The organism is Brevibacillus sp. YAE8, from assembly GCF_057543335.1.
Genome location: NZ_BAAIYG010000021.1, coordinates 15,143 through 36,608, shown reverse-complemented (window position 1 = coordinate 36,608; position 21,466 = coordinate 15,143). Strand labels below are relative to the sequence as shown.

The window sequence follows — 21,466 nt, the reverse complement described above, 5'->3', positions numbered from 1 at the left end:
GATGAGTGAGACAACGTTGAAACATGACCAGTTTACGCTTGAGATTGTGAAAGATTCCCTGATCGCCATTGGGGAAGAAATGTTTCATACATTGGCGCGCACGTCGATGAGTCCGATTATTTACGAGGTGCTCGACTTCGCCAGCGGCTTGACAGATGCAAAAGGTCAACTTCTGACTCAAGGCAACGGTGTAACCGGATTTATCGGGATGCTGACCTTTATGGTGAAGGAAACCTTGAAAAAGTTTTCCGCCAATGGGGAGCTAAAGCCGGGGGATATCATCATCATTAATGATCCTTACGGTGGAGGAGGTTCCCACTTGTCTGATGTAGGTCTTTTGCTGCCAATCTTTTACGAGGGCGAGCTGATTGCCTTCTCGGCCAATAAGGCCCACTGGACCGAAGTAGGCGGAAAAGACCCGGGTTCCTGGACGACCGACTCTACGGAGATTTTCCAGGAAGGTTTGCAATTTCCTTGCGTCAAGCTATTTGAAGAAGGCAAGCTGAATCAGCCGTTGGTTGATATCATTGCAGCAAATGTCCGTTTCCCTGATCTCTCGCTTGGCGATATGTGGGCGCAGGTTGCAGCATTGCGAACAGGGGAGAAGCGCTTTCGCGAATTGTGCGATAAGCATGGAAAAGCGGTAGTGAAGGATGCCATTGACCATTTGTTAAGACATGGCGAACAGTTGGCAGTAAAGGAAATTGCCAAGCTGCCGAAGGGCACGTATGAAGCCATAGATTTTATTGATGATGACGGAGTTGGAAACGGTCCATTCAAGGTACAGGTGAAGGTCACCATTACCGATGACGAGTTTATTTGTGATTTCCGCGGTAGTCATCCGCAGGTGTTGGGGCCAGTCAATTGCTCCTATACCGCCTTGGTTTCCGCCGTTCGCGTCATTTTCCTTGCGGTGACGAACCCGTCTCAGGATGTAAACGATGGCGTTTTCCGCCCGCTCCACATCCTTGTAGATGACCGCTCCATTTTTTCTGCGGAACGCCCGGCAGCCGTATCAACCTACTGGGAAACCATGATGTATGGAGCGGATCTCGTCTGGAAGGCACTTGCACCGGTCGTTCCCCATCGGTTGAATGCGGGGCATCTGCTTTCGGTGTGCGGGGTGGTGCTATCCGGCATCCATCCGGATACGCACGAACCGTTCCTTGTGGTTGAACCTTCAGTCGGAGGATGGGGCGCAGGAGACGGACTGGACGGGATGGCCGGACAGTTTTGCATCGGCGATGGGGAAACGTACAACGTGCCGGTCGAAGTAGCCGAGACACGTTATGGCATCATGGTCGAGGAGTACAGCCTGCGTACGGATGGTGCTGGTGCCGGTAAATATCGCGGCGGCTCAGGAGCTATCCGTTCGTACCGCGCGATGTCTGATGGTCAGACGATCACGGCAACCTTTGGCCGTCACAAATATTTGCCATGGGGCTTTAACGGGGGGCATGACGGCTCCCGCAATGAATTTGAGATCGTCAAAGCAAATGGCGAAGTGGCTGGTCCATTTGGCAAATATGCACGCTTTCCGCTTAATAAAGGAGATGTCGTGCGCCTTGTTACCGCAACAGGTGGAGGATATGGCAATCCGCTGGAACGTCCGATAGAGAAGGTCGTCCTAGATGCCAAAAATGGCTATATTTCCGTAGAACAAGCAAGAGACTTGTACGGAGTAGAGCTGGACAAGGCAACGTATCGTGTAGAAGGGGTGACACCACAGCGTCAGTCTTTTGAACAGGAGGAACAGCAATGCTCATTGTAAATGCCAATGCGATTCAGCCGGAAGATCGTCCAGGTGTAACCCTGAAAACCTTGTTTACCGAAAACCAGGTAGAGAACGGAAAAGCTACTTTTGGTGTCGTCGTCGTTCCGCCTGGTGCGCGTATTCCTTTAAGCGGTTTGGGGAGCCATGAGCAGGACGAGTATTCAATCGTCGTAAAAGGAACGATTCTTGCTGGTACTAAAGAGCGAGAATATCGTATGTCAGCAAATGATGCGTCTCTTATTCCTGCTGGTGAGGCCCACTGGGCATACAACGACGGGAGCGAAGAATGCGAAATCGTCTGGGTGCTTGTAAAGCGATAGGCGAAATAGCGGCATAAATACGGAGAGCACGAAAAAAGAACCTGCTAGAATTGGCGATCTCAATGTCACCGTGAATAGAGCATAGGCTCATATAGGCTCATGCGCTCGGATAGGGCAGAGCAACATACCTTGAATCTACGGACAGGCTGTCGACTTTCTCGACAGCCTGTCCGCTTGGTTTAGCGGTGTTTTTGCATGCGGATAATAGTTTTTGGATAAGTTGTTTCGTTTCTTTTTTACAATAACAAATTCGCGGAACATCCGTTGCACGAACTGTTTTCGGGCGATGTCAGCACAAATAAGACTACAGATAGAGTGGAGGGCCTCTTTACCGAGATTACATTGCTGCATAAACACATCGTCGATTCCGATCTTTGGGGCGATCTGTCATCCCTCGTGTGTCGATTTATCCAATTTCATTTTGCTAAAGTGCCATTTACATAAGTTAATTGGGGAGACGTGGGAGCTTCAGCTTTGTCGCAACAGCGCCGACCCAAGACAGGATTGAACCAAAAAACACCGCGCCATTCTCAGGAAGCTGCTTTTCTGCGCCGAGGTCGGTAGTGTGGTAGATTGAAAGGTGCAGGTGATAGGCCAATCAGCTACCGTTGGCCCATCACTATCACTACCTCAACCGACAAGCCATCAGCTTTTCAGCCGAGCAACCCCGCAACCCTACCTATCCCACCCGCCTTCAACGCACCAACTCCCTCGTCGACCTCCTGACAACCAGCTCCGGCCGAAGCTGGATTTTTTGTTTGTTGCGCTGCATCCCTTTGATTTCCTCCAGCAGCAGGTTAATAGAGAGACGTCCCATGTCTTGAATGGATTGCGCCATGGTCGTCAATGGCGGGTTGGACATGGCGCTGAGCACAGTGTTGTCGAAGCCGATGACGGACAGGTCATCCGGAATAGACAGCCCCAGCTCCATAGCTGCGTGGATGACGCCGAGCGCCAGAATGTCGTTTCCGGCGAAAATAGCAGTCGGGCGCTGGGGGGCGGAAAGAATCTCCAGCGAAATTTGCTTGCTCTCCTCGATTGTGGCATTCGGAGAGCTGAAAAAGGTCAAGGTTTTCTCGTATTTCACCTCAAATTCCTCGAGCGCGTGCTTGTAGCCGCGCAGCCGTTCTTTCCCCAGCAGCAGCTCCCCCAGTTGAATCGTACCGATCCGGCGGTGCCCAAGCTCCAGCAAATGCTTCGTGGCCTCGTAGCCGCCGATAAAATCGTCGACCGAGACGCTGTCGATCGGCAGCGGTGTCGTCAGTTCTTTGTTCACAATTACAGTAGGAATTTGCTTGTCGAGCAACTCTTTAATAAACGACTCGTCCTGCGAGCCGGAAATGATGATGATTCCATCGACCTTTTTGTCGATCAAAAAAGCGCTGTGCTTGAGTTCATTCGCTTTTTGGAAGTCCGTGCTGCAAATCAGGATGCTGTAGCCTAATTCGCGGCCACAGTCTTCGATGCTTCGGGCAAATTCAGCGAAGAACGGGTTCGCCAAGTCCGGAATCAACAAGCCGATCGAGTGGGAGAGCTTCCCGCGCGGCGCGGAAGCCACCGTCTTGGGCTGGTAGTTCAACTGCTCCATCACGCGCAGCACCTTTTCTTTGGTCTTGTCGCCAATTTTCCCGGTATTATTGATGACTTTCGATACGGTAGCAGTCGATACTCCCGCTTCTTTTGCCACATCGTATATCGTCGGTTTCATGCATGTACCCCCAATTTTTAAGCAAATAAGCGGACAGATGATCCATCTCCAGCGGAAACGCCGTGTTTTGCGCTGGCGCAACACGTGTTTGCCGGATGGCTTCGGGTGTTTGCGGGCGAGCGGATTGTTTTTTCAGGTGATAAGCCCATCCCAACGCCGCCCCGCGAAAAACTGCGTGAGCCACAACCGCTCTATGTAAACTATACCATAGCGAAGAGGGAAACTTAAAGGTAAAACAGCGAAATTTAAGGTAACAAAATCAAGTTTGTTACCTTAACTAAACTCACGAAAAAAATTATTCAGAAAATTAATTAACTTTCTTGTTGAATTGATAAAACAGAGGGTTTATACTGAGTTACAAATGGAACAGCCCACTTTTTACAGTGCGCTTCCAAACAAAACGCGAGGAAACAAAAGGGGGTAACGAAAAGCGGTTAACTAAATGAAGTGTTTTGTTTCTTTCGTTTGTTACCTTGCTGCTTTACCAGCGCACGCCGCGAAGCCATACCCGTACGCATCTGGGAAACTACGTGTTCAACTCGCGCATGTGCAAAAGCGGTGTTCAATTGCCATTTTAGGAAAGGGGTTCGAGTGTCGTGGATCGGAAAGTGCGATGTGCCGTTTTGGGGTTGGGGAGATTGGGCAAAATTCATGCCGAAAATATTGCAGGGAAGATAAAAGGAGCGCAGCTCGTAGCTGTCTCCGATGTGATGCCGGGCGTAGCGGAAACATTCGCCCGGGAGCATGAGGTGAAATACTGGTCCACAGAGCCGGATGCGATCATAGCGCGCGATGACATTGACGCCATCATCGTTGTGACGCCAACCAGCACGCATGCCGAGCTGGCTCGGAAGGTGGCCCGGTCGGGAAAAGCGCTGTTTTTGGAAAAGCCGATTTCGACAGACATTCAGGTCGCGAGAAGAACGGCGAGCGTGATTGAGGAAGCAGGGATTACGTGCCAGCTTGGGTTTATGCGGCGGTTTGATCCGGCTTACGCGCATGCCAGAGACAGAATTGCGGCAGGAGATATCGGGACGCCGCTCTATTTCAAAGGCGTTACGCGGGACCCATTTGTCGCGCATGAAGAGTACGTGGCGACATGCGGCGGCATTTTTACCGATTTGAACATCCACGACTTTGATATCGCCCGCTTTTTGATGGGCCAGGAGATCGTGGAAGTGAATGCGATGGGATCGGTCCTGGCTTCGCCGATCGTGGCCAAGTATGACGATGTGGACCAGGCGTTAACGTATTTACGGTTTGCCGATGGGGCCGCAGGCGATGTGGAAGGGTACCGAAATGCCAAATACGGCTACGACATTCGCGCGGAAGTGATCGGGACGGAAGGGACATTGGTCATCGCCGGCTTGCGCAATCATAACGTGACGCTTCTCGGGCCGAATCAGGGCAGCTTTGACATTATTCCGTTTTTTATGGAACGGTTTGAGACCGCTTACTTGCGCGAGCTGGAGCATTTTATCGAGTGCTTGCACCGCGATGCCAAGCCTGCTGTCGGCATCAAAGACGGATTGATCGCGCAGGAAATCGCCCATGCGGCCAAAACCTCTTGCCAAACCGAACAAAAAGTGCGCGTAAATGTGCACGGACTGAGAAACGAGCATTTTTCTTCATAAATGGAGGGATTATTATGACGAAATTGAATATCGGAATGTTTTTGATGCCGCAGCATCCGCCGGAGCGATCTTTGTACGATGCGACCCAGTGGGATCTGGAAATGATTGAATATGCCGACAAATTGGGGTATAGCGAAGTGTGGATCGGGGAGCATTTTACCGCGCCGTGGGAGCCGATTCCATCCCCGGATTTAATCATCGCGCAGGCGCTGTTGCGGACAAAGCAAATCAAGCTGGCGCCCGGTGCCCATTTGCTGCCCTATCATCATCCGGTGGAGTTGGCGCATCGCGTCGCCTATCTCGACCATCTCGCCCAAGGCCGCTTGATGCTCGGGATCGGGGCAGGCGGAACCCAAACAGACTGGGAGCTGTTTGCTGTCGACGGAAAAATAAACCGGGAAATGATGATGGAAGCGTGGGAGCTGATGCAGAGATTGTGGTCAGACGAGGAGTCCTTTTCGTTCCGGGGGAAATTTTACAGCGCCAACCAGCCAAAGGCGCGGCATGACGGGATTCTCGGACCGCATATCAAGCCGTTCCAAAAGCCGCATCCGCCTATCGGGATTACAGGGTTCAGCGCGGGTTCAGCCACATTGAAAATGGCGGGCGAACGCGGATTTATCCCGATGAGTCTCGGCTGGAACAGCGAGTATATCAAATCGCACTGGAATGCGGTGGAAGAAGGGGCGCGCTCTGTAGGGAAAGAAGCGGACAGAAGCAGTTGGCGCATCACGCAAGACGTCTTTGTCGCGAAAACGGATGAAGAAGCAATGGCCGGAGCGTTGGGAGGCATGATGGGTCGATTCTTTGACGAGTCATGGCTGCCGCTGTTTAAAAAGCAGGGCGACATCAAAAACTTGAAGCCCGATCCGGCGCTTGCCGACGAAGAGGTAACTGCCGAATTAATGGCCAAAACCGACTGGCTGATAGGATCGCCGGAAACGGTCGCGAAAAAGCTGCAAAAGCTGTACGACACGGTCGGCGGTTTCGGGACTTTGCTGATTACGGGCTACGACTACAGCGAATCGCCGGAAATATGGAAAGAGTCCATGCGCCTGCTGGTCGAGGAAGTTTTGCCTCGCCTGCATGTAAAGCCGCAGACGGTGTAGCCGAAAAGCGAGCTGTGCTGTTTGCAGCTAAGCAGAAGGGAAGGGCTTATTATGAAGCTGTTGGGAATTTCCGGGACGGTTACAGGCAGGAAAACGGCGGCTGTCGTCCAGGAGGTTTTGCGTCACGTAAAAAAGCAGGACGACAGCATAGAGGTGGAATTGCTGGATTTAAGCGAGTACCAGGTGCAGTTTTGTGATGGCCGGGACCCTGGGACCTATACGGGCGACACCAAAAAAGTGATCGAACTGGTAACGGCTGCGGATTGTTATGTCATCGGCACACCGATTTTCCAAGGTTCGCTCACCGGAGCGCTGAAAAATTTGTTTGACCTGATTCCCGTCTCTGCCCTGCGCCATAAAGTGATGGGGTTTGTCGCGACAGGCGGAACGTACCAGCATTACCTGGTCATTGAAAATCAACTGAAGCCGATTGCCGGTTATTTTCGCGCATTCACGGCTCCAGGCTACGTCTATGCGCATGCTGACCATTTCAATGCGAATAACGAAGTAGTCGACCGGGACGTCTTGGAGCGAATCGCCCTTTTGGCGCAGGAGATCGTGTTCATGCAAAAGGCGCTCAAAGGAAACTGAGCGAGCGGAAAAGGACGATGCAGCGTGTGGGGGTTCTGGCAAAGCGAGTCCGTGCTTCGGGTAGGTGTGCTTGGAACGCCGCGGCTACAAACCGCGGCCACAAACCGCAACAAAGACAATTGGAGCGACCAATACGCTACGGAAAGAGGGGAAGAAGATGGAGCAGCCCATTTGTACTTTGCACGGCCAGGTGGTGAGCGGCAAGCAAGTAGGCAGAACGCTCGGCTTCCCGACCGCGAATCTGTCTCTGCTTCCCCCGCATCCCAGGCTGGAGCAGGGCGTGTACGGGGTGACGCTTTTGTGGAACGGACAGACGCATGCGGGCGTGATGAATGTCGGCCGCAGACCTACTTTTCACGATGGAGTGCAAATCAGCCATGAAGTGCATTTGTTTGAGTGGGACGGAGACCTTTACGGAGCGTGTGTATACGTGGACGTACATTTCTACGTCAGGCCGGAAATGGCCTTTTCCGATCTCACTCAGTTGCAAAAGCAGATCGAGCGCGACGTAAACAGCGTGAAGGCAGCGTTTCGGCTGTCCGGGCAAAAAGGGCGGACAAGCAGAGCGGAACAGGAGGCGATGATCGGCTTGTGACAGCAGCGAGCATTGTGCATTTGCCGGACTTGACGTTTGCGCAGCATCTGCAACGGGAATTTGGCATCAATCGCGGCGTTTTCAATACGATGGATGCGTGGTTTTACGAGCATGGGTACGTGGAGATCACGCAAAGAAGGAAGCTGTTGATCGAGTTTCTCCGCATCGCTCGCGAGCAGAACAGGCAGGGGAGACGGATGCGATTTGGTCACGGCGGTCTGGCTGCCAAAATGAATGATTTTCTCATGCAAAACAACGCGCATCAACGGTTCAGCTAACATCCTCGACGGGGGCCTCGTGCCTCCGTTTTTTGTTTTGCAGGGCAGCAGCATAGTGTGGCTCCAAATGAAGGGCCAGGGCCAAGACCACGGCCAAGCCCAAGACCAAGACCAAGACCAAGACCAAGACTTGTGCCCTTTGGAGACAAACTCTTCGCTCATGACTTGACTCCGCGCCAGCGCTCCAATGGACTCATGAAATCCAGAGAAAGCCCAGACGCAAGCCTCCCCCTCCCTCGAAGAAACCGCTTAACCTGCTTTCGTTAAAATACTCACATTTTTTCGATAAATACATTTACACCGGAATTGATCGTAAACTATAATACTAGGGTAACCGCTTAATCTAGCGTCAATTCCCTATTTTTTATGAATGCTGTCCGCAGCGGGGACGCCGGAAGCGCGAAAAAGATTTCCTTGTTATTCGATGCGATTAGTAATGAACACGGGTGTATAAACGCCACAATCCAACAACAATGCAAGCGATTGTGAAAGGAGAAACGTATGACGAAATTGTACAAAATTGCCGTCATCCCGGGAGACGGGATTGGCCCTGAAGTGATCCAGGAAGGGGTAAAGGTGCTGGAAAAGGTCGTAGAGCTGACAAATGTTCGATTCGATTTTCATTACTTTCCGTGGGGCTGCGAGTATTACCTCCAGCACGGAAGGATGATGGCAGAGGATGGCATCGAGCAGTTGCGGCAGTTTGAGGCCATTTACCTGGGCGCAGTCGGCTTTCCCGGCGTTCCCGACCACATATCGCTCTGGGATTTGCTCTTGAAGATTCGCAAGGAGTTTGACCAGTACGTGAACATTCGCCCGATCACGCTGTTGGATGGAGCGCCGTGCCCGCTGAAAAACACGGGGAAGGAACAGGTCGATATGCTGTTCATCCGCGAAAACAGCGAGGGCGAATATGCGGGAGCGGGGGACTGGCTGTTCAAGGGAAAAGACAACGAGACCGTGCTGCAAACGAGCGTTTTCTCGCGCAAAGGGACGGAGCGGATCATTCGCTACGCGTTTGAAACGGCGCGCAAAACGGGCAAATCGCTGACCAGCATCAGCAAAGGGAACGCCCTGAACTACTCCATGGTGTTTTGGGACCAGGTGTTTGCGGAGGTAGCGAGCGAATACCCGGATGTCCCGACGCACTCGTATCTCGTAGATGCAGCCAGCATGCTGATGATTAAGCAGCCGGAACGATTCCAGGTAGTCGTTACCTCCAACCTGTTCGGGGATATTTTAACCGATTTGGGGGCAGCGCTCGCCGGAGGCTTGGGCTTGGCCGCTGGAGCGAATATCAATCCGGAGCGGACGCATCCTTCCATGTTCGAACCGATTCACGGCTCAGCGCCTGACATTGCGGGAAAAGGGATCGCGAATCCGTTGGCGGCGATCTGGTCGGCCAGTCAGATGCTGGAGTTTTTCGGCTATGAAGAGCTGGCAGGCAGCGTCTTGAAGGCGATCGAGCAGGTGATGGTCGAGGGCGCAGTACTGACGCCCGACATGGGCGGAAAAGCTTCGACCTCCGAGGTTGGCGATCGGGTAGTCGAGGTTTTGGCGAGCATGCACGCGGCAGCCAAGGCACAGGCGTAAAAGCAGGAGCTGCAACGAACAATAAAACGAGCAAGCGACAAAATACCATTTTTTACTATAGGAGGATTCAGATGCCACTCGTATCCATGACAGCGATGCTGAACAAGGCAGTACAAGAAAAGTATGCAGTCGGACAGTTCAACATTAACAATCTGGAGTTTACGCAAGCGATTTTGCAGGCGGCAGAGGAGGAACAATCTCCGGTTATTTTGGGAGTCAGTGAAGGCGCGGCTCGCTACATGGGCGGCTTCAAGCTGATTGTCGGCCTGGTGAAGTCGTTGATCGAGGAGTACAAGATCACGGTTGACGTCGCCATTCATCTCGACCACGGCTCTTCCTTCGAAAAGTGCGTGGAAGCGATTCATGCCGGGTTTACTTCCGTCATGATCGACGGCTCGCACCATCCGCTGGAGGAGAACATCGCGATTACGAAAAAGGTCGTCGAGGTCGCTCATGTGCTCGGAGTATCCGTAGAGGCGGAACTCGGGCGAATCGGCGGGCAGGAAGACGATCTCGTGGTCGATGACGCCGAAGCGATGTACGCCATTCCGGCCGAGTGCGACAGGCTGGCGAAGGAAACAGGAGTGGACTGCCTGGCCCCGGCGCTCGGGTCTGTGCACGGACCGTACAAAGGGGAGCCGAAGCTCGGCTTTGACCGTATGGAGGAAGTGCAAAAGCTGACCGGATTGCCGCTGGTGCTGCACGGAGGGACGGGCATCCCTACCCAGCATATTCGGCGAGCGATTTCTTTGGGCACAGCGAAAATCAACGTCAACACGGAAAACCAGATCGCCTCGGCAGCCGCCGTTCGCAAAGTGCTGGCCGAAAACCCGAACGTCTACGATCCGCGCAAATATTTGGGCCCTGCCCGAGAGGCGATCAAAGACGCGGTGAAAGGAAAGATGAGAGAGTTTGGCTCCTCGGGAAAAGCGTAGACGGCCGCTTTTTGGCACAAACATGTTTCAAGACCGATTTTTCTTTACAAAGAGAGGGTAGAGATGAAGCCGACCATTTACGATGTAGCAAAGAAAGCGGGGGTGTCGATTGCTACTGTCTCGAAAGTCATCAACAATACCGGCCGAATCAGCGAGAAAACGAAAAATAAAGTATGGAAGGTCATTGGCAGCCTGAACTATCAGCAAAATGTGATCGCTACTGCACTGACCGGGAAGCATACGTACACCATCGGACTTTTGATTCCGGATTTGTCGAACCTGTTTTTCGCCGAGCTGGCGCGCAGCATCGAAGACCGCGGGAATGAGCTAGGGTACAACCTGGTCATTTGCAGCACGGACTACAACCCCGACAAAGAAGCGAAGTATATCGAGCTGTTGAAGCGAAAAAATGTAGACGGGTTCATTTTGGCCTCGGGCTTCGAGAACACCTTGGAGGTGGAAAAGCTGATCGCGGAAAAGTATCCGGTCGCCATCGTCGCCCGCGACGTCCCAGCCTTCAATGTGAACGCGGTGTGTATTGACGATTTTCAGGGCGGGTACGATGCGGCCTCCTACCTGATCGAGCTGGGCCATCAAAAAATCGCGATTATCGCCCGCGACGTCTGGAGCAACCGGGAAAGAATCCGCGGCTTTCGCAAAGCGCTGGAAGATCATGGCGGGATTCGCGAGTACGCTTTCAGCCAGTTTACGCTGGAGTCGAACGTCCCGTGGGGCAAAAAAATCGCGCTCGATTATTTGAACTCCCCCGACCCGCCGACTGCCTTTTTTGCCTGTAACGACCTGCTGGCAATCGGGGCAATCGAGGCGATCCGCGAGAAAAAGCTGCGCGTCCCGGAGGATATCTCGGTCGTAGGTTTTGACAATACGGTAATTGCGACGATCATTGATCCGCAGTTGACGACGATTGCCCAGCCGATTCAGAACATGGGGCGCGAAGTGATGGACCTGATCGTGGCCGAGATCAAAGGGGAAAAGCAATACAAAAGCAGAATCGTGCTGAATACGAAACGCATCGTCCGCGACTCGACCACGCGGCTGAAAAAAGAGAGAAGTATAAGCAAGCAAAAGTCAAACGCCTAGCGGTTTTCTGCTACGCGTTTTTTTATTGGCGGCGGCCCAACCAGAAGCCGTGACGCGGTCGGGGATGCCCCGTGTCCCCTCTGTGCCCCTCCGTGCTGCCCTGCGCGCGGATATGGGTTATTGCTTCGCGATTATTTGTTCTTTACAATAAATATAAGCTTAAAGCGCTTAATCACTTGGAATGAAAACGAAGTTCATCCCGGACGTCAGATAGATCGCCATCACTATGATGGAAGGAAGGAAACTACAATGAAAAAAACCATTTATGATGTGGCAAGGGAAGCGAACGTGTCTATTGCAACCGTGTCCAAGGTCATCAACAACACGGGGCGGATCGGGGAAAAGACGCGCCAAAGAGTATTGCAGGTCATGAAGGAGCTGGATTACCAGCCGAGCCTCGTGGCTTCCGCCTTGACGGGCAAGTCGACGTACTCCATCGGCCTGTTGATTCCCGACCTGGCGAACCCGTTCTTTGCCGAGCTGGCGCGAAGTATCGAGGACCGGGGCCACGAGCTGGGCTACAGCATCGTCATGTGCAGCACGGACTATCGCCCGGAAAAGGAGTCGAAGTACATCTCGCTGCTTAAGCAAAAGAGCGTGGACGGGTTTATTCTTGCGTCCGGATTTCAAAATGATGCCGTGATCCGCGACTTGCTGAATCTGAAAATTCCGATCGCCGTACTGGCCCGCGACGTCTCCACTGTGTCCGTCGATACGGTAACCGTGGATGATTTCATCGGCGGCTACAACGCGACACAGCATTTGCTCGACCTGGGCCATCAGCAGATTGGCGCAATCCAGCTCGATCTGGAGGTCGGCCGGGAGCGCACGCGCGGTTACCGCCACGCCTTGCAGGAAAATGGTTTGGAATATGATGAAAAATACGTCCTTTTTGGTCCGTCGTCTGTAGAAGGCGGCAAACAGATGGGCTTGAAAATGCTGCAGGCTGCTGAACGGCCAACCGCCATTTTCGCAGGCAATGATTTGGTCGCGATTGGGATTATCCAGGCGGCGAGAGAGCTGGGTCTGTCGATTCCCGATGACGTCTCAGTAGTCGGCTACGACAACACGATTCTCGCTGCTATCTCCAATCCGCCGCTAACGACGGTCGCCCAGCCGTTTCACGATATGGGCCGGCAAGTGATGGACCTGTTGATCGAGGAAATCAAAGGGGAAAAGAAAGGGAAAAAGCGGGTAGTGATGCTGCCGGAACTGTGCGTGCGCGAATCGACCAAACGAATCAGAAAATGAAGCGAGAAAGCACCGGGGAAACAGGGTGCTTTTTTTACGTCCGCCAAAGCAAAAGGAGCGAAAGAGCGCCCATTGTTTGTTCAAGCGAGCCGTGTTCAATGGTGCGGACGGAGGCAAAAGCGAGGATGCGCCTGTCCAGCGCATCCAAGCCGTCCAGCGCAACAGGTGGTTAATAGTCTAACAATTGCGTTGATTTGTGCATTTCAGAATTAATTCTTTACACACGCGCGGAGCATCCCCTATAATAGAGTTAGGGAAAACGCTTAACCAATATGAAGTGACATTTTGTGCGAAAAGGCGATGAGCAAGATGCAGGCACAGCAGCTCGAAGCAAAGGATCATATCGTATTTGTCTTCGTCACCTTTATGTACTGGGCTTCTCAATATTTGTACACGCCGATACTGTCGCCGTACCTGGAGTACAAGGGCGCCTCGTACATGCTGATCGGGGTTGTTTTGAGCAGCTACGGCGTGACCCAGCTTCTTTTGCGCTTGCCGATCGGCGTCCTGTCGGATTACAGGCAGGTCAGACGGCCGTTTATCTGGCTTGGCATGGTGACCAGCCTGCTTAGCTGCCTCGGCTTTGCTGTCACCGATCATGTCGGATGGGCGCTTTTTTCCAGGGCGGTCGCCGGGATTTCGGCCTCGGCCTGGGTTGTCTTTACGGTTTTGTATTCGAGCTATTTTACCGGGGCAAACGTTACAAAAGCGATGTCGACGATCCATTTTATTACCGTTTCCGCTCAATTGATGGGGATGGGGGTCAGCGGCTACCTGGTCAGCCGCTGGGGGTGGAATGCCCCGTTCTGGATCGGGGCAGGAGTGGCTTTCCTCGGCCTGGCGCTCTCCTTTTTGATTCGCGAGCCGAAGCCGGAAGCATCCCGGAAGCCGATCGAGCCAAAAGATTTGGCAAACGTGATGAAAGAGCCGATTTTGCTGAAGGTATCCATTTTGTCCATTATCGCCCACGGCATGCTGTTCATTACGATGTACGGCTTTACGCCGTTGCAGGCATTGAAGATCGGCGCAGACAAGGAGAGTCTTGGCTGGCTTGTCGTCGCGTTCATGCTGCCGCACGCTGTGGCCTCTATTGTGGCGGGGAGATATTTTGCCGTCCGCTTCGGACATTGGCCCACGCTCGCCATCGGGTTTGCGGGCAGCGCCGCTTTTACGGTCGTGATCCCGTATGCGGACACGATGCTCACGCTGTGCCTGACGCAAATCGGCAACGGCTTTACGCAGGGAATGGGCTTTCCGCTGTTTTTAGGAATGGCGATTCAGTACATAGAAAGTGAAAAGCGGGCAACCGCAATGGGCTTTTATCAAGCGATCTATTCGTTGGGCATTTTCTTGGGGCCTTTTCTTGCGGGCTGGCTAAATTCAGGCGGCGGATTGGCAACTGGCTTCATCTTCGCCAGTTTGTCTGGATTGTTGGCTGCAGGACTATCCATATATTGGAGCAAGGCAGAAAAAAGATCACTGACGACAGGCGTTTCTTTGGACAGGAAGTGACGGCCTGCCTTAACCGGAAGAGGAGAGATCACGATGAGCAAAGTAAAGGTTGGCATCATTGGAGCAGGGCGCATCGGGAAGCTGCACGCGGAAAATCTGGTCAAACTGCACCGCGTCGAATTGAAGGCGATTTCGGATATTTTCGCAGAGCAAGTGCGAGAGTGGGCTGGCAGCATCGGGATTCCCCTTGTCACCGATGATTACAAGGCGATTTTGCAAGACCCGGACATCCAGGCTGTCTTGATCTGCTCGCCCACCGATACGCACGTCCCCATCATCACGGAGGCAGCGAGAGCGGGCAAGCACATATTTTGCGAAAAGCCGATCAGCTTTCAGTTGGAGCAGACGAGAGAGGCGCTCGAAGTCGTCAAAGAGGCCGGAGTGAAGTTCCAGGTGGGCTTTTGCCGCAGGTTTGACCACAGCTTGAAAAAGGCTCATCAAACCGTCAAAGAAGGGGGAATCGGCGAACCGCACATTTTGCGCATCACTTCGCGGGACCCGCATCCGCCGGGCAAAGACTACGTAGCAGCCAGCGGCGGTCTGTTCTTCGACATGGCGATTCACGATTTTGACATGGCAAGATACTTGGTTGGCAGCGAAGTCGAGGAAGTGTTTGCGCAAGGGGCGGTGCTCGTGGACCCGCTGTTCGCAGAATGCGGCGACGTGGATACGGCGATTACGACGCTGAAATTCAAAAACGGCGCGATTGGGGTCATTGACAACAGCAGAAAAGCCGTGTACGGCTATGACCAGCGGGTAGAGGTGTTAGGGTCGAAGGGATGTGTGACCGTCAGCAATGTCACGCCGACCACCGCAGAGATCAGCACAGCCGAGGGAGTTTTCCGGGATAAGCCCAAGTATTTCTTCCTGGAGCGGTACACCGACGCTTTTGTACAGGAAATCGAAGACTTCATCGACAGCATCCTGTTGGACAAGGAAGTTCCGGTCAGCGGCTATGATGGCTTCCAGGCTGAATTGATCGCCATGGCGGCGAAGAAGTCGTTTGCCGAAAACAGGCCGGTCAAGCTCGAAGAAATCAGCGCAGTCCAGTCTGTGTAAGGCCCAGCATTTTTGTTCCAATTTTTTTTACGGATTAGGTTAAGCGCTTATCTAAATGTTCAGGGGGGAGAAGAAATGGAAGCAGTGAAGCAAGTGCAACGTTTGTTCATCGACGGGGAGTGGGTAGAGACAGCGAAGACGCATCCGATTTACAACAAGTACACAGGAGAGCTGTACATGCAGGTGTGCAAGGCGGGGGAAAAAGAGGTGGATCGCGCAGTAGAGGCAGCCGAGTACGCTTTCTACCATACGCCTTTTTCCGCAGAAAAGCGCTACGACGTGCTGGTGAAAGCTTCCCAACTGATTAAGGAAAACGTCGAGGAGTTGGCCAACTGCATTGCCCAGGAGGGCGGCAAGCCGATTCGCGATGCGAAAGTGGAAGTGATTCGTTCCGCGACGACGTTTCTTTTGGCGGCGGAGGAAGCGAAAAAGCTGAGAGGGGAGATCATCCCGAGCCAGGCTTCCCCTGGAAACGAATCGCGCCTGATCTATACGATCAAAAAGCCGATCGGCATTGTGTGCGCGATCTCGCCGTTCAACTTCCCGCTAAACCTGGTTTCGCACAAGGTGGCTCCGGCCTTGGCGGCAGGAAATCCGGTGATCGTCAAGCCTGCTACGGATACGGCCCATTCCGCTCTGCTGCTGTGCAAGCTGTTGCAGCAGGCAGGCGTGCCAAAAGGGTACGTGCAATGCGTGGTCGGCGGCGGTGCGACGGTTGGCGAACAGTTGCTGAAAGACCAGCGGATCAAAAAGTATTCGTTTACAGGCTCGCCGGAAGTAGGCAAGCACATCCAGCAGACGATCGGCATGCGCAAAGTCACGCTGGAGCTCGGGTCCAACTCGGCGACGATTGTGCATGAAGACGGCAATGTCGAGCAGGCGGCAAACAAGCTGGCGAAAATGGCTTTTGCCAATGCGGGGCAAATCTGCATTTCCGTACAGCGCATTTTCGTGCACAAGGCAGTGGAAGCGAAGTTCATGGAGCTTTTCCTGGAGCGGGTGGCGCAGCTCAAGGTGGGCAATCCGCTCGACCCGGACACGGACGTAGGGCCGATGATTAGCGAAAAAGAAGCGCAGCGGATCGAGGCATGGGTAAACGAAGCGGCAGCAAAGGGCGCGAAAGTGTTGACCGGGGGCAAAAGGGAAGGAAGCGTCTACTATCCGACGGTCATTACCCAGGCGAAAAAGGGCATGAAAGTGTACGACGAGGAAGTATTCGCGCCAGTAGTTACAGTGGCGTCCTACGAAACGATCGAGGAAGCGGTGAAGCTGGTCAACGACTCCAAGTTTGGCTTGCAGGCAGGCGTGTACACCAAATCTCTCGTCCTGGCCCACAAGCTGCCGCATCTGCTGGAAGTAGGCGGCGTGATCGTCAACGATACGTGCTGCTTCCGTGCCGACCAGATGCCGTACGGAGGCGTCAAGGAAAGCGGAATCGGGAAAGAAGGCCCGGCATTTGCGATTGAGGAAATGGTCGAGACGGTGGCCGTTGTCATCAACCTGGAAGAGTAGATGAATCATGGATGGAGAGTGTGGAAATGACCGGAAACTGCCTGATCGCTCAATCCGGTGGACCAACCGCTGTTATCAACAATTCATTGTACGGAATCATTGAGGAGTCTCTTCAATCGCCGCAGATCCGGAAGGTTTATGGGGCGAGAAGAGGGGTGTACGGTCTGCTCAACCAGGACTACATTGATCTGGGTCAACTGTCCAAACCGCAGCTAGAGATGCTGAGAATGACGCCGGGCGCGGCGCTCGGCTCCTGGCGCTACAAGCTGAGCGCCCACGAGATCGAAATCATCGTCGCCCACATGCAGGCGAACGACATTCGCTACTTTTACTACATCGGCGGGAATGGGTCCATGCACGTCGCTCATTTGATCCATCAGGCTGCCCGGAAAAAAGGGTACGAGCTGAATGTGATCGGGGTGCCGAAGACGGTAGACAACGATTTGACGCAAACCGATCATTCGCCCGGCTTTGGCAGCGCAGCCAAATTTCTCGCCACCTCCATCCTCGACATGTCCATGGACATTATGAGCTTGCCGAAAAGCAATCGCATCACGATTGTCGAGACGATGGGGCGCAATACAGGCTGGCTGGCGGCCTCGTGCGCGCTGGGGCTGCAGCAGGAAACAGGCATTCCGCTGTTGATTTACATTCCGGAATCGCCTTTTTGCGAAGAAACGTTTTTGCGCGATGTGCAAAAAAAGTACGAGGAACACGGTTCAGCCCTGGTCATTGTCTCGGAAGGCATCCGCGACAAAGAAGGCAGGCTGATTGCCGACAACGCTCTGGCGCGGGATGCGGTCGGGCGTCCGCAGCTCGGCGGCGTGGCCGGCTATTTGAAGGACGCCATCGCCAATCAGGGAGCGGGCTTGTCCGCGCGATATATTTTGCCGAGCATTTGGCAGCGCAGCGGGATGATGTTCTCGTCCGGGGTGGATGTCGAGGAGGCGTATTTGGCGGGAAAACACGCTTGCTATCACGCCAGGCAGGGGATCAACGGAGCGATGGTCACGCTGCAGCGCAAAAAGGGGCCGTTTTACGCCGTGGAATACGGCTCCGTCCCCCTCGCGGAAGTAGCGGGAAAAGAAAAGCTGTTTCCGCTGGAGTGGTACGACGCCGACAGCCATTTTGTCAAAGCCGAGTTTTTCGACTATATATATCCGCTCATTCAGGGCGAGGTGTCCATTCCGATGAAAAACGGCCTGCCTGCTTACCAGCACTTTATTTCCTGAAGGGCGGCGCAGTCGGGCGCGGACAAGAGGGACGAGGAAGCGGAAAAAACAGAACGGATGCAGCTTAAACAGCAGAAGGGAGCGAATGGGTCATGTTAGCTGGCGTATTTGAGCAGGCAGGGAAATTTTCCTTGCAGGAAAGGCCGGTTCCGGTCATACAGAAGGCAGATGAAGTGCGGATCAAGGTGGAGGCAGCCAGCATCTGCGGCACAGACGTGCATATTTTGGCTAATCCTCCGGGACATCCGGCGACGGCAGGCGTGATTCAGGGACATGAGTACGTCGGAAAAGTGGTAGAGGCAGGAGCGGATGTCACGAACGTCAAAGTGGGCGACCGGGTGGTAGTCGATCCGACGCTGACGTGCGGGTACTGTGATTATTGCCAGATGGGATACGTGAACATGTGCGAGCATATGTCGACGATGGGTATTTTCGTGGACGGGGGCTGGACTTCCTACAGTGTCGTTCCAGCCAGAAATGTGCACAAAATCGCAGACTCGGTTCCGCCGGAGATTGCCGTCTTTGCCGAACCGCTGTCCTGCGTCATCAACGGCATGGACAAAATCAAGGTGCAGCCGGGCGAGAGCGCTGTCGTGCTGGGCGCAGGGCCGATGGGACAAATGTTCATCCAGATGTTGAAAGCGGCGGGAGCCGGAACGATCGTGGCCGTTGATTTCTCGGATTATCGCCTGGAATACGCCCGCATATCCGGGGCGAATGTGACGGTGAACCCAAAAACAAGCGACGTGGCGAAGTCTGTACAGGACGCGACGAAAATCGGGGCGGATGTCGTCATCGACTGTGTTGGTTCGCTGTTCGATCAGAGCCTGACGCTGGTGCGCAGAGGGGGACAAATTTTGCTGGTGGGCATGAATCAGCACGCCTTGCCGCCGATCAAGCAAAACGATATTACCCGCTATGAGGTAACCGTAAAAGGCACGTATATCTCGAACCACACGTTCCCGAAAGTAGTGAAGGTCATGGAGGCAGGGCTGCTGAATTTGGAGCGGCTGATTACCCATCGGGTTCCTTTGGAGCGCATCACGGAAGGAATCGACGTGATGAAAAAAGGAGAAGCGATCAAGGTGATCGTGCAGCCCGCGTAATCGCCTGCGATCCGCGAGCGGTAGTCTGCACGCGTCCAGCCAACTGCCGGAAAAGACAGAAAAAAATGAAAAAAAGGGTTTGTGGAAGCTCGGGAATCGAGTATAATCAAGGAAGAGAAAGCGCTTAACTTAACAGTTACGTGGAGAGAAACATCGAAGCTGAGGGAGGATAACATGGCAAAAACAATCCGCTTAACGATGGCTCAGGCATTGCTGCGATTTTTGGACAATCAATACATTTCCGTGGACGGTCAGGAACGAAAATTCGTCAAAGGCGTCATGGGGATTTTCGGACACGGAAATGTGACAGGGATGGGCGAAGCGCTGGAGCATTTTCAGGGAGAGTTGACCTACATCCAGGGGAAAAACGAGCAAGGAATGGCGCATGCGGCCATTGCCTACGCCAAACAAAAGAACAGGCTAGAGATTTTTGCCTGCACGTCTTCGATTGGGCCCGGCGCCTTGAACATGGTCACAGCCGCCGGGACAGCGACGGTGAACCGGATTCCGGTGCTGTTTTTGCCAGGCGATATTTTTGCCTGCCGCCAGCCTGATCCGGTCTTGCAGCAAATTGAAAACCCTGCTGACTACACGATTTCATCCAACGATGCGTTCAAGCCGGTCAGCAAGTACTGGGACCGCATTACACGTCCCGAGCAGTTGATGACGGCCGCCCTGAACGCGATGAGGGTGCTGACGGACCCGGTCGACACTGGCGCGGTCACCTTGGCTCTGCCCCAGGATGTGCAAAGCGAAGCGTACGATTACCCGGCTGAGTTTTTTGAAAAGCGCGTCCATTTCGTCGAAAGAAGAGCGCTGTCGGCTGCTGCGCTCGCACGGGCAGCGGAAGCGATCCAGACAAAAAAGCGGCCGCTGATTATCGCCGGGGGCGGCGTGCACTACTCGCTCGCTACGGCAGAACTGATTCGCTTCGCCGAGGAGTTTGGCATTCCGGTAGCGGAGACGCAAGCGGGAAAAAGCGCGGTGCCATGGGACCACCCGCTTCAAGTAGGCTCGATTGGCGTCACAGGCTCGCTCGCCGCAAACCGCCTGGCCAAAGAGGCCGATTTGATTATCGGCGTCGGAACGAGACTGACTGACTTCCCTACCTCATCCAAAACGGCCTTCCAAAATCCAGATGTGGAGTTCGTCAGCATCAATGTCAGCTCCTACGACGCGCTGAAAATGAACGGAAAGGCCGTGGTAGCCGACGCGAAGGAAGCGCTGGTCGCAATCACAGGCGCACTGCGGCAAGCGGAATACAAGTCCGCCTACTCGCCGGAAGCGATTGCTGCTCTGAAGAAGGAGTGGGACGAAGAAGTGGACCGGGTCTGCTCTGTGGAGCGGGCGGAAGGCTTGTCGCAAATGCTCGCGCTGGGCGAGATCAACCGCTTCCTGGGCGAAAAGGACATCATTGTCGCTGCTGCCGGAAGCCTGCCCGGAGATTTGCACCGCCTGTGGAGATGCAAGGCCCCGAAAACGTACCATATGGAATACGGCTTCTCGTGCATGGGCTACGAGGTGTCCGGCGCGTTCGGCGTGAAGATGGCAAGCCCGGATCAGGAAGTGTACGCCGTCGTCGGGGATGGCAGTTACTTGATGCTTCATTCGGAGCTGGTCACGAGCATTCAGGAAGGGCAAAAATTTACGATCCTGCTGTTCGACAACAACGGGTTCGGCTGCATCCACAACCTGCAACGCGGTCATGGCAGCGAAGGCTTCGGCAACGAGTTCCGCTATCGCGACGAACAGACGAACCGGCTGACGGGCGAGTATTTGCAGATTGATTTTGCCAGCCACGCCAGAAGCATGGGCGCGAAGGCGTATACGGCCCGCACTGTGGAAGAGCTGAGAGCGGCCTTGCAGCAGGCGAAGGAAGAGACTGTCACGACGCTGATTGACATCAAGGTGCTTCCCGGAACGTGCTCGTCCGGCTACGAGTCGTGGTGGCGGCTCGGGGTAGCGGAAGTATCCGCGAGCAAAAAGGTTCAAGCCGCTTATGAAGCGATGAACAAGCAGATCGAGATTGCGAAAAAAATGTAAGCGTTGCCGGCGTTTTTATGCAACAGGCAAGAATGGCTAAAACTCTTGTCCAGCAGGAGGGCAACAGACGAGACTTCGAGTGGAACGAGCAAGCAACCGCTGTGCCTTATAGG

Annotated in this window: 18 protein-coding genes; 17 read left to right on the top strand and 1 reads right to left on the bottom strand. The window is 53.9% G+C overall.

The genetic code is table 11. From position 1 onward, the window contains the following. The first annotated feature begins 1 nt into the window (after window position 1). Together AC27IT_RS20195 and AC27IT_RS20190 are read left to right on the top strand one after the other, a co-directional pair. The gene (locus tag AC27IT_RS20195) at window positions 2–1,771 is read left to right on the top strand and encodes a hydantoinase B/oxoprolinase family protein (protein ID WP_007786492.1); all 1,770 of its coding nucleotides are present in this window, start codon (window positions 2–4) and stop codon (window positions 1,769–1,771) included. Further along, window positions 1,759–2,094, top strand: a complete 336-nt coding sequence (locus AC27IT_RS20190; RefSeq protein ID WP_007786494.1) for a cupin domain-containing protein — start codon at window positions 1,759–1,761, stop codon at window positions 2,092–2,094. The genes AC27IT_RS20195 and AC27IT_RS20190 overlap by 13 nt, the downstream gene beginning before the upstream one ends. Window positions 2,095–2,788: 694 nt before the next feature. Here the strand turns inward: AC27IT_RS20190 and AC27IT_RS20185 are convergent. Then, entirely contained in the window at window positions 2,789–3,802 is a 1,014-nt protein-coding gene (locus AC27IT_RS20185) for a LacI family DNA-binding transcriptional regulator (protein WP_007785944.1), read from the bottom strand. A 596-nt stretch (window positions 3,803–4,398) separates the two neighbouring features. Here AC27IT_RS20185 and iolG (AC27IT_RS20180) point away from each other — a divergent pair. The 15 genes from iolG (AC27IT_RS20180) (at window position 4,399) to iolD (ending at window position 21,353) form a co-directional block, all read left to right on the top strand. Then, entirely contained in the window at window positions 4,399–5,436 is a 1,038-nt protein-coding gene (gene iolG, locus AC27IT_RS20180; protein ID WP_283858331.1) for an inositol 2-dehydrogenase, read from the top strand. 14 nt (window positions 5,437–5,450) lie between these two features. After that, window positions 5,451–6,545 (top strand): LLM class flavin-dependent oxidoreductase, encoded by a 1,095-nt coding sequence (locus AC27IT_RS20175; protein WP_283858330.1) that lies wholly within the window; start codon window positions 5,451–5,453, stop codon window positions 6,543–6,545. Window positions 6,546–6,596: 51 nt separating this feature from the next. Then, complete coding sequence (locus tag AC27IT_RS20170) at window positions 6,597–7,136, top strand: NADPH-dependent FMN reductase (RefSeq protein ID WP_026558082.1); 540 nt, start codon at window positions 6,597–6,599, stop codon at window positions 7,134–7,136. Window positions 7,137–7,293: 157 nt separating this feature from the next. Then, window positions 7,294–7,731, top strand: a complete 438-nt coding sequence (locus AC27IT_RS20165) for a riboflavin kinase (protein ID WP_007785953.1) — start codon at window positions 7,294–7,296, stop codon at window positions 7,729–7,731. Beyond that, entirely contained in the window at window positions 7,728–8,009 is a 282-nt protein-coding gene (locus AC27IT_RS20160) for a hypothetical protein (RefSeq protein WP_007785955.1), read from the top strand. Before AC27IT_RS20165 ends, AC27IT_RS20160 begins: the two co-directional genes overlap by 4 nt. A 501-nt stretch (window positions 8,010–8,510) precedes the next feature. Beyond that, window positions 8,511–9,602, top strand: coding sequence for a tartrate dehydrogenase (locus AC27IT_RS20155; protein WP_026558080.1), 1,092 nt, complete (start codon window positions 8,511–8,513; stop codon window positions 9,600–9,602). A gap of 71 nt (window positions 9,603–9,673) precedes the next feature. After that, window positions 9,674–10,537 carry a class II fructose-1,6-bisphosphate aldolase gene (fba, locus tag AC27IT_RS20150; protein WP_007785959.1) on the top strand — a complete coding sequence of 288 codons (864 nt, stop codon included), beginning with the start codon at window positions 9,674–9,676 and terminating at the stop codon, window positions 10,535–10,537. A 63-nt stretch (window positions 10,538–10,600) separates the two neighbouring features. Continuing rightward, window positions 10,601–11,638 (top strand): LacI family DNA-binding transcriptional regulator, encoded by a 1,038-nt coding sequence (locus AC27IT_RS20145; RefSeq protein ID WP_007785961.1) that lies wholly within the window; start codon window positions 10,601–10,603, stop codon window positions 11,636–11,638. Between the two features lie 249 nt (window positions 11,639–11,887). Beyond that, complete coding sequence (locus tag AC27IT_RS20140; RefSeq protein ID WP_007785962.1) at window positions 11,888–12,889, top strand: LacI family DNA-binding transcriptional regulator; 1,002 nt, start codon at window positions 11,888–11,890, stop codon at window positions 12,887–12,889. Window positions 12,890–13,198: 309 nt separating this feature from the next. After that, on the top strand, window positions 13,199–14,401 hold the full coding sequence (locus tag AC27IT_RS20135; protein WP_283858329.1) for an MFS transporter: 1,203 nt from the start codon (window positions 13,199–13,201) through the stop codon (window positions 14,399–14,401). A gap of 33 nt (window positions 14,402–14,434) precedes the next feature. Beyond that, entirely contained in the window at window positions 14,435–15,460 is a 1,026-nt protein-coding gene (gene iolG, locus AC27IT_RS20130) for an inositol 2-dehydrogenase (protein WP_283858328.1), read from the top strand. A gap of 75 nt (window positions 15,461–15,535) precedes the next feature. Further along, entirely contained in the window at window positions 15,536–16,972 is a 1,437-nt protein-coding gene (locus AC27IT_RS20125) for an aldehyde dehydrogenase family protein (protein WP_283858327.1), read from the top strand. Window positions 16,973–16,998: 26 nt separating this feature from the next. Next, the gene (locus AC27IT_RS20120; RefSeq protein WP_007785970.1) at window positions 16,999–18,204 is read left to right on the top strand and encodes a 6-phosphofructokinase; all 1,206 of its coding nucleotides are present in this window, start codon (window positions 16,999–17,001) and stop codon (window positions 18,202–18,204) included. Between the two features lie 92 nt (window positions 18,205–18,296). Further along, window positions 18,297–19,310 (top strand): zinc-dependent alcohol dehydrogenase, encoded by a 1,014-nt coding sequence (locus AC27IT_RS20115; protein ID WP_007785971.1) that lies wholly within the window; start codon window positions 18,297–18,299, stop codon window positions 19,308–19,310. A 174-nt stretch (window positions 19,311–19,484) separates the two neighbouring features. Then, window positions 19,485–21,353, top strand: a complete 1,869-nt coding sequence (iolD, locus tag AC27IT_RS20110) for a 3D-(3,5/4)-trihydroxycyclohexane-1,2-dione acylhydrolase (decyclizing) (RefSeq protein WP_007785973.1) — start codon at window positions 19,485–19,487, stop codon at window positions 21,351–21,353. Window positions 21,354–21,466: the final 113 nt, after the last annotated feature.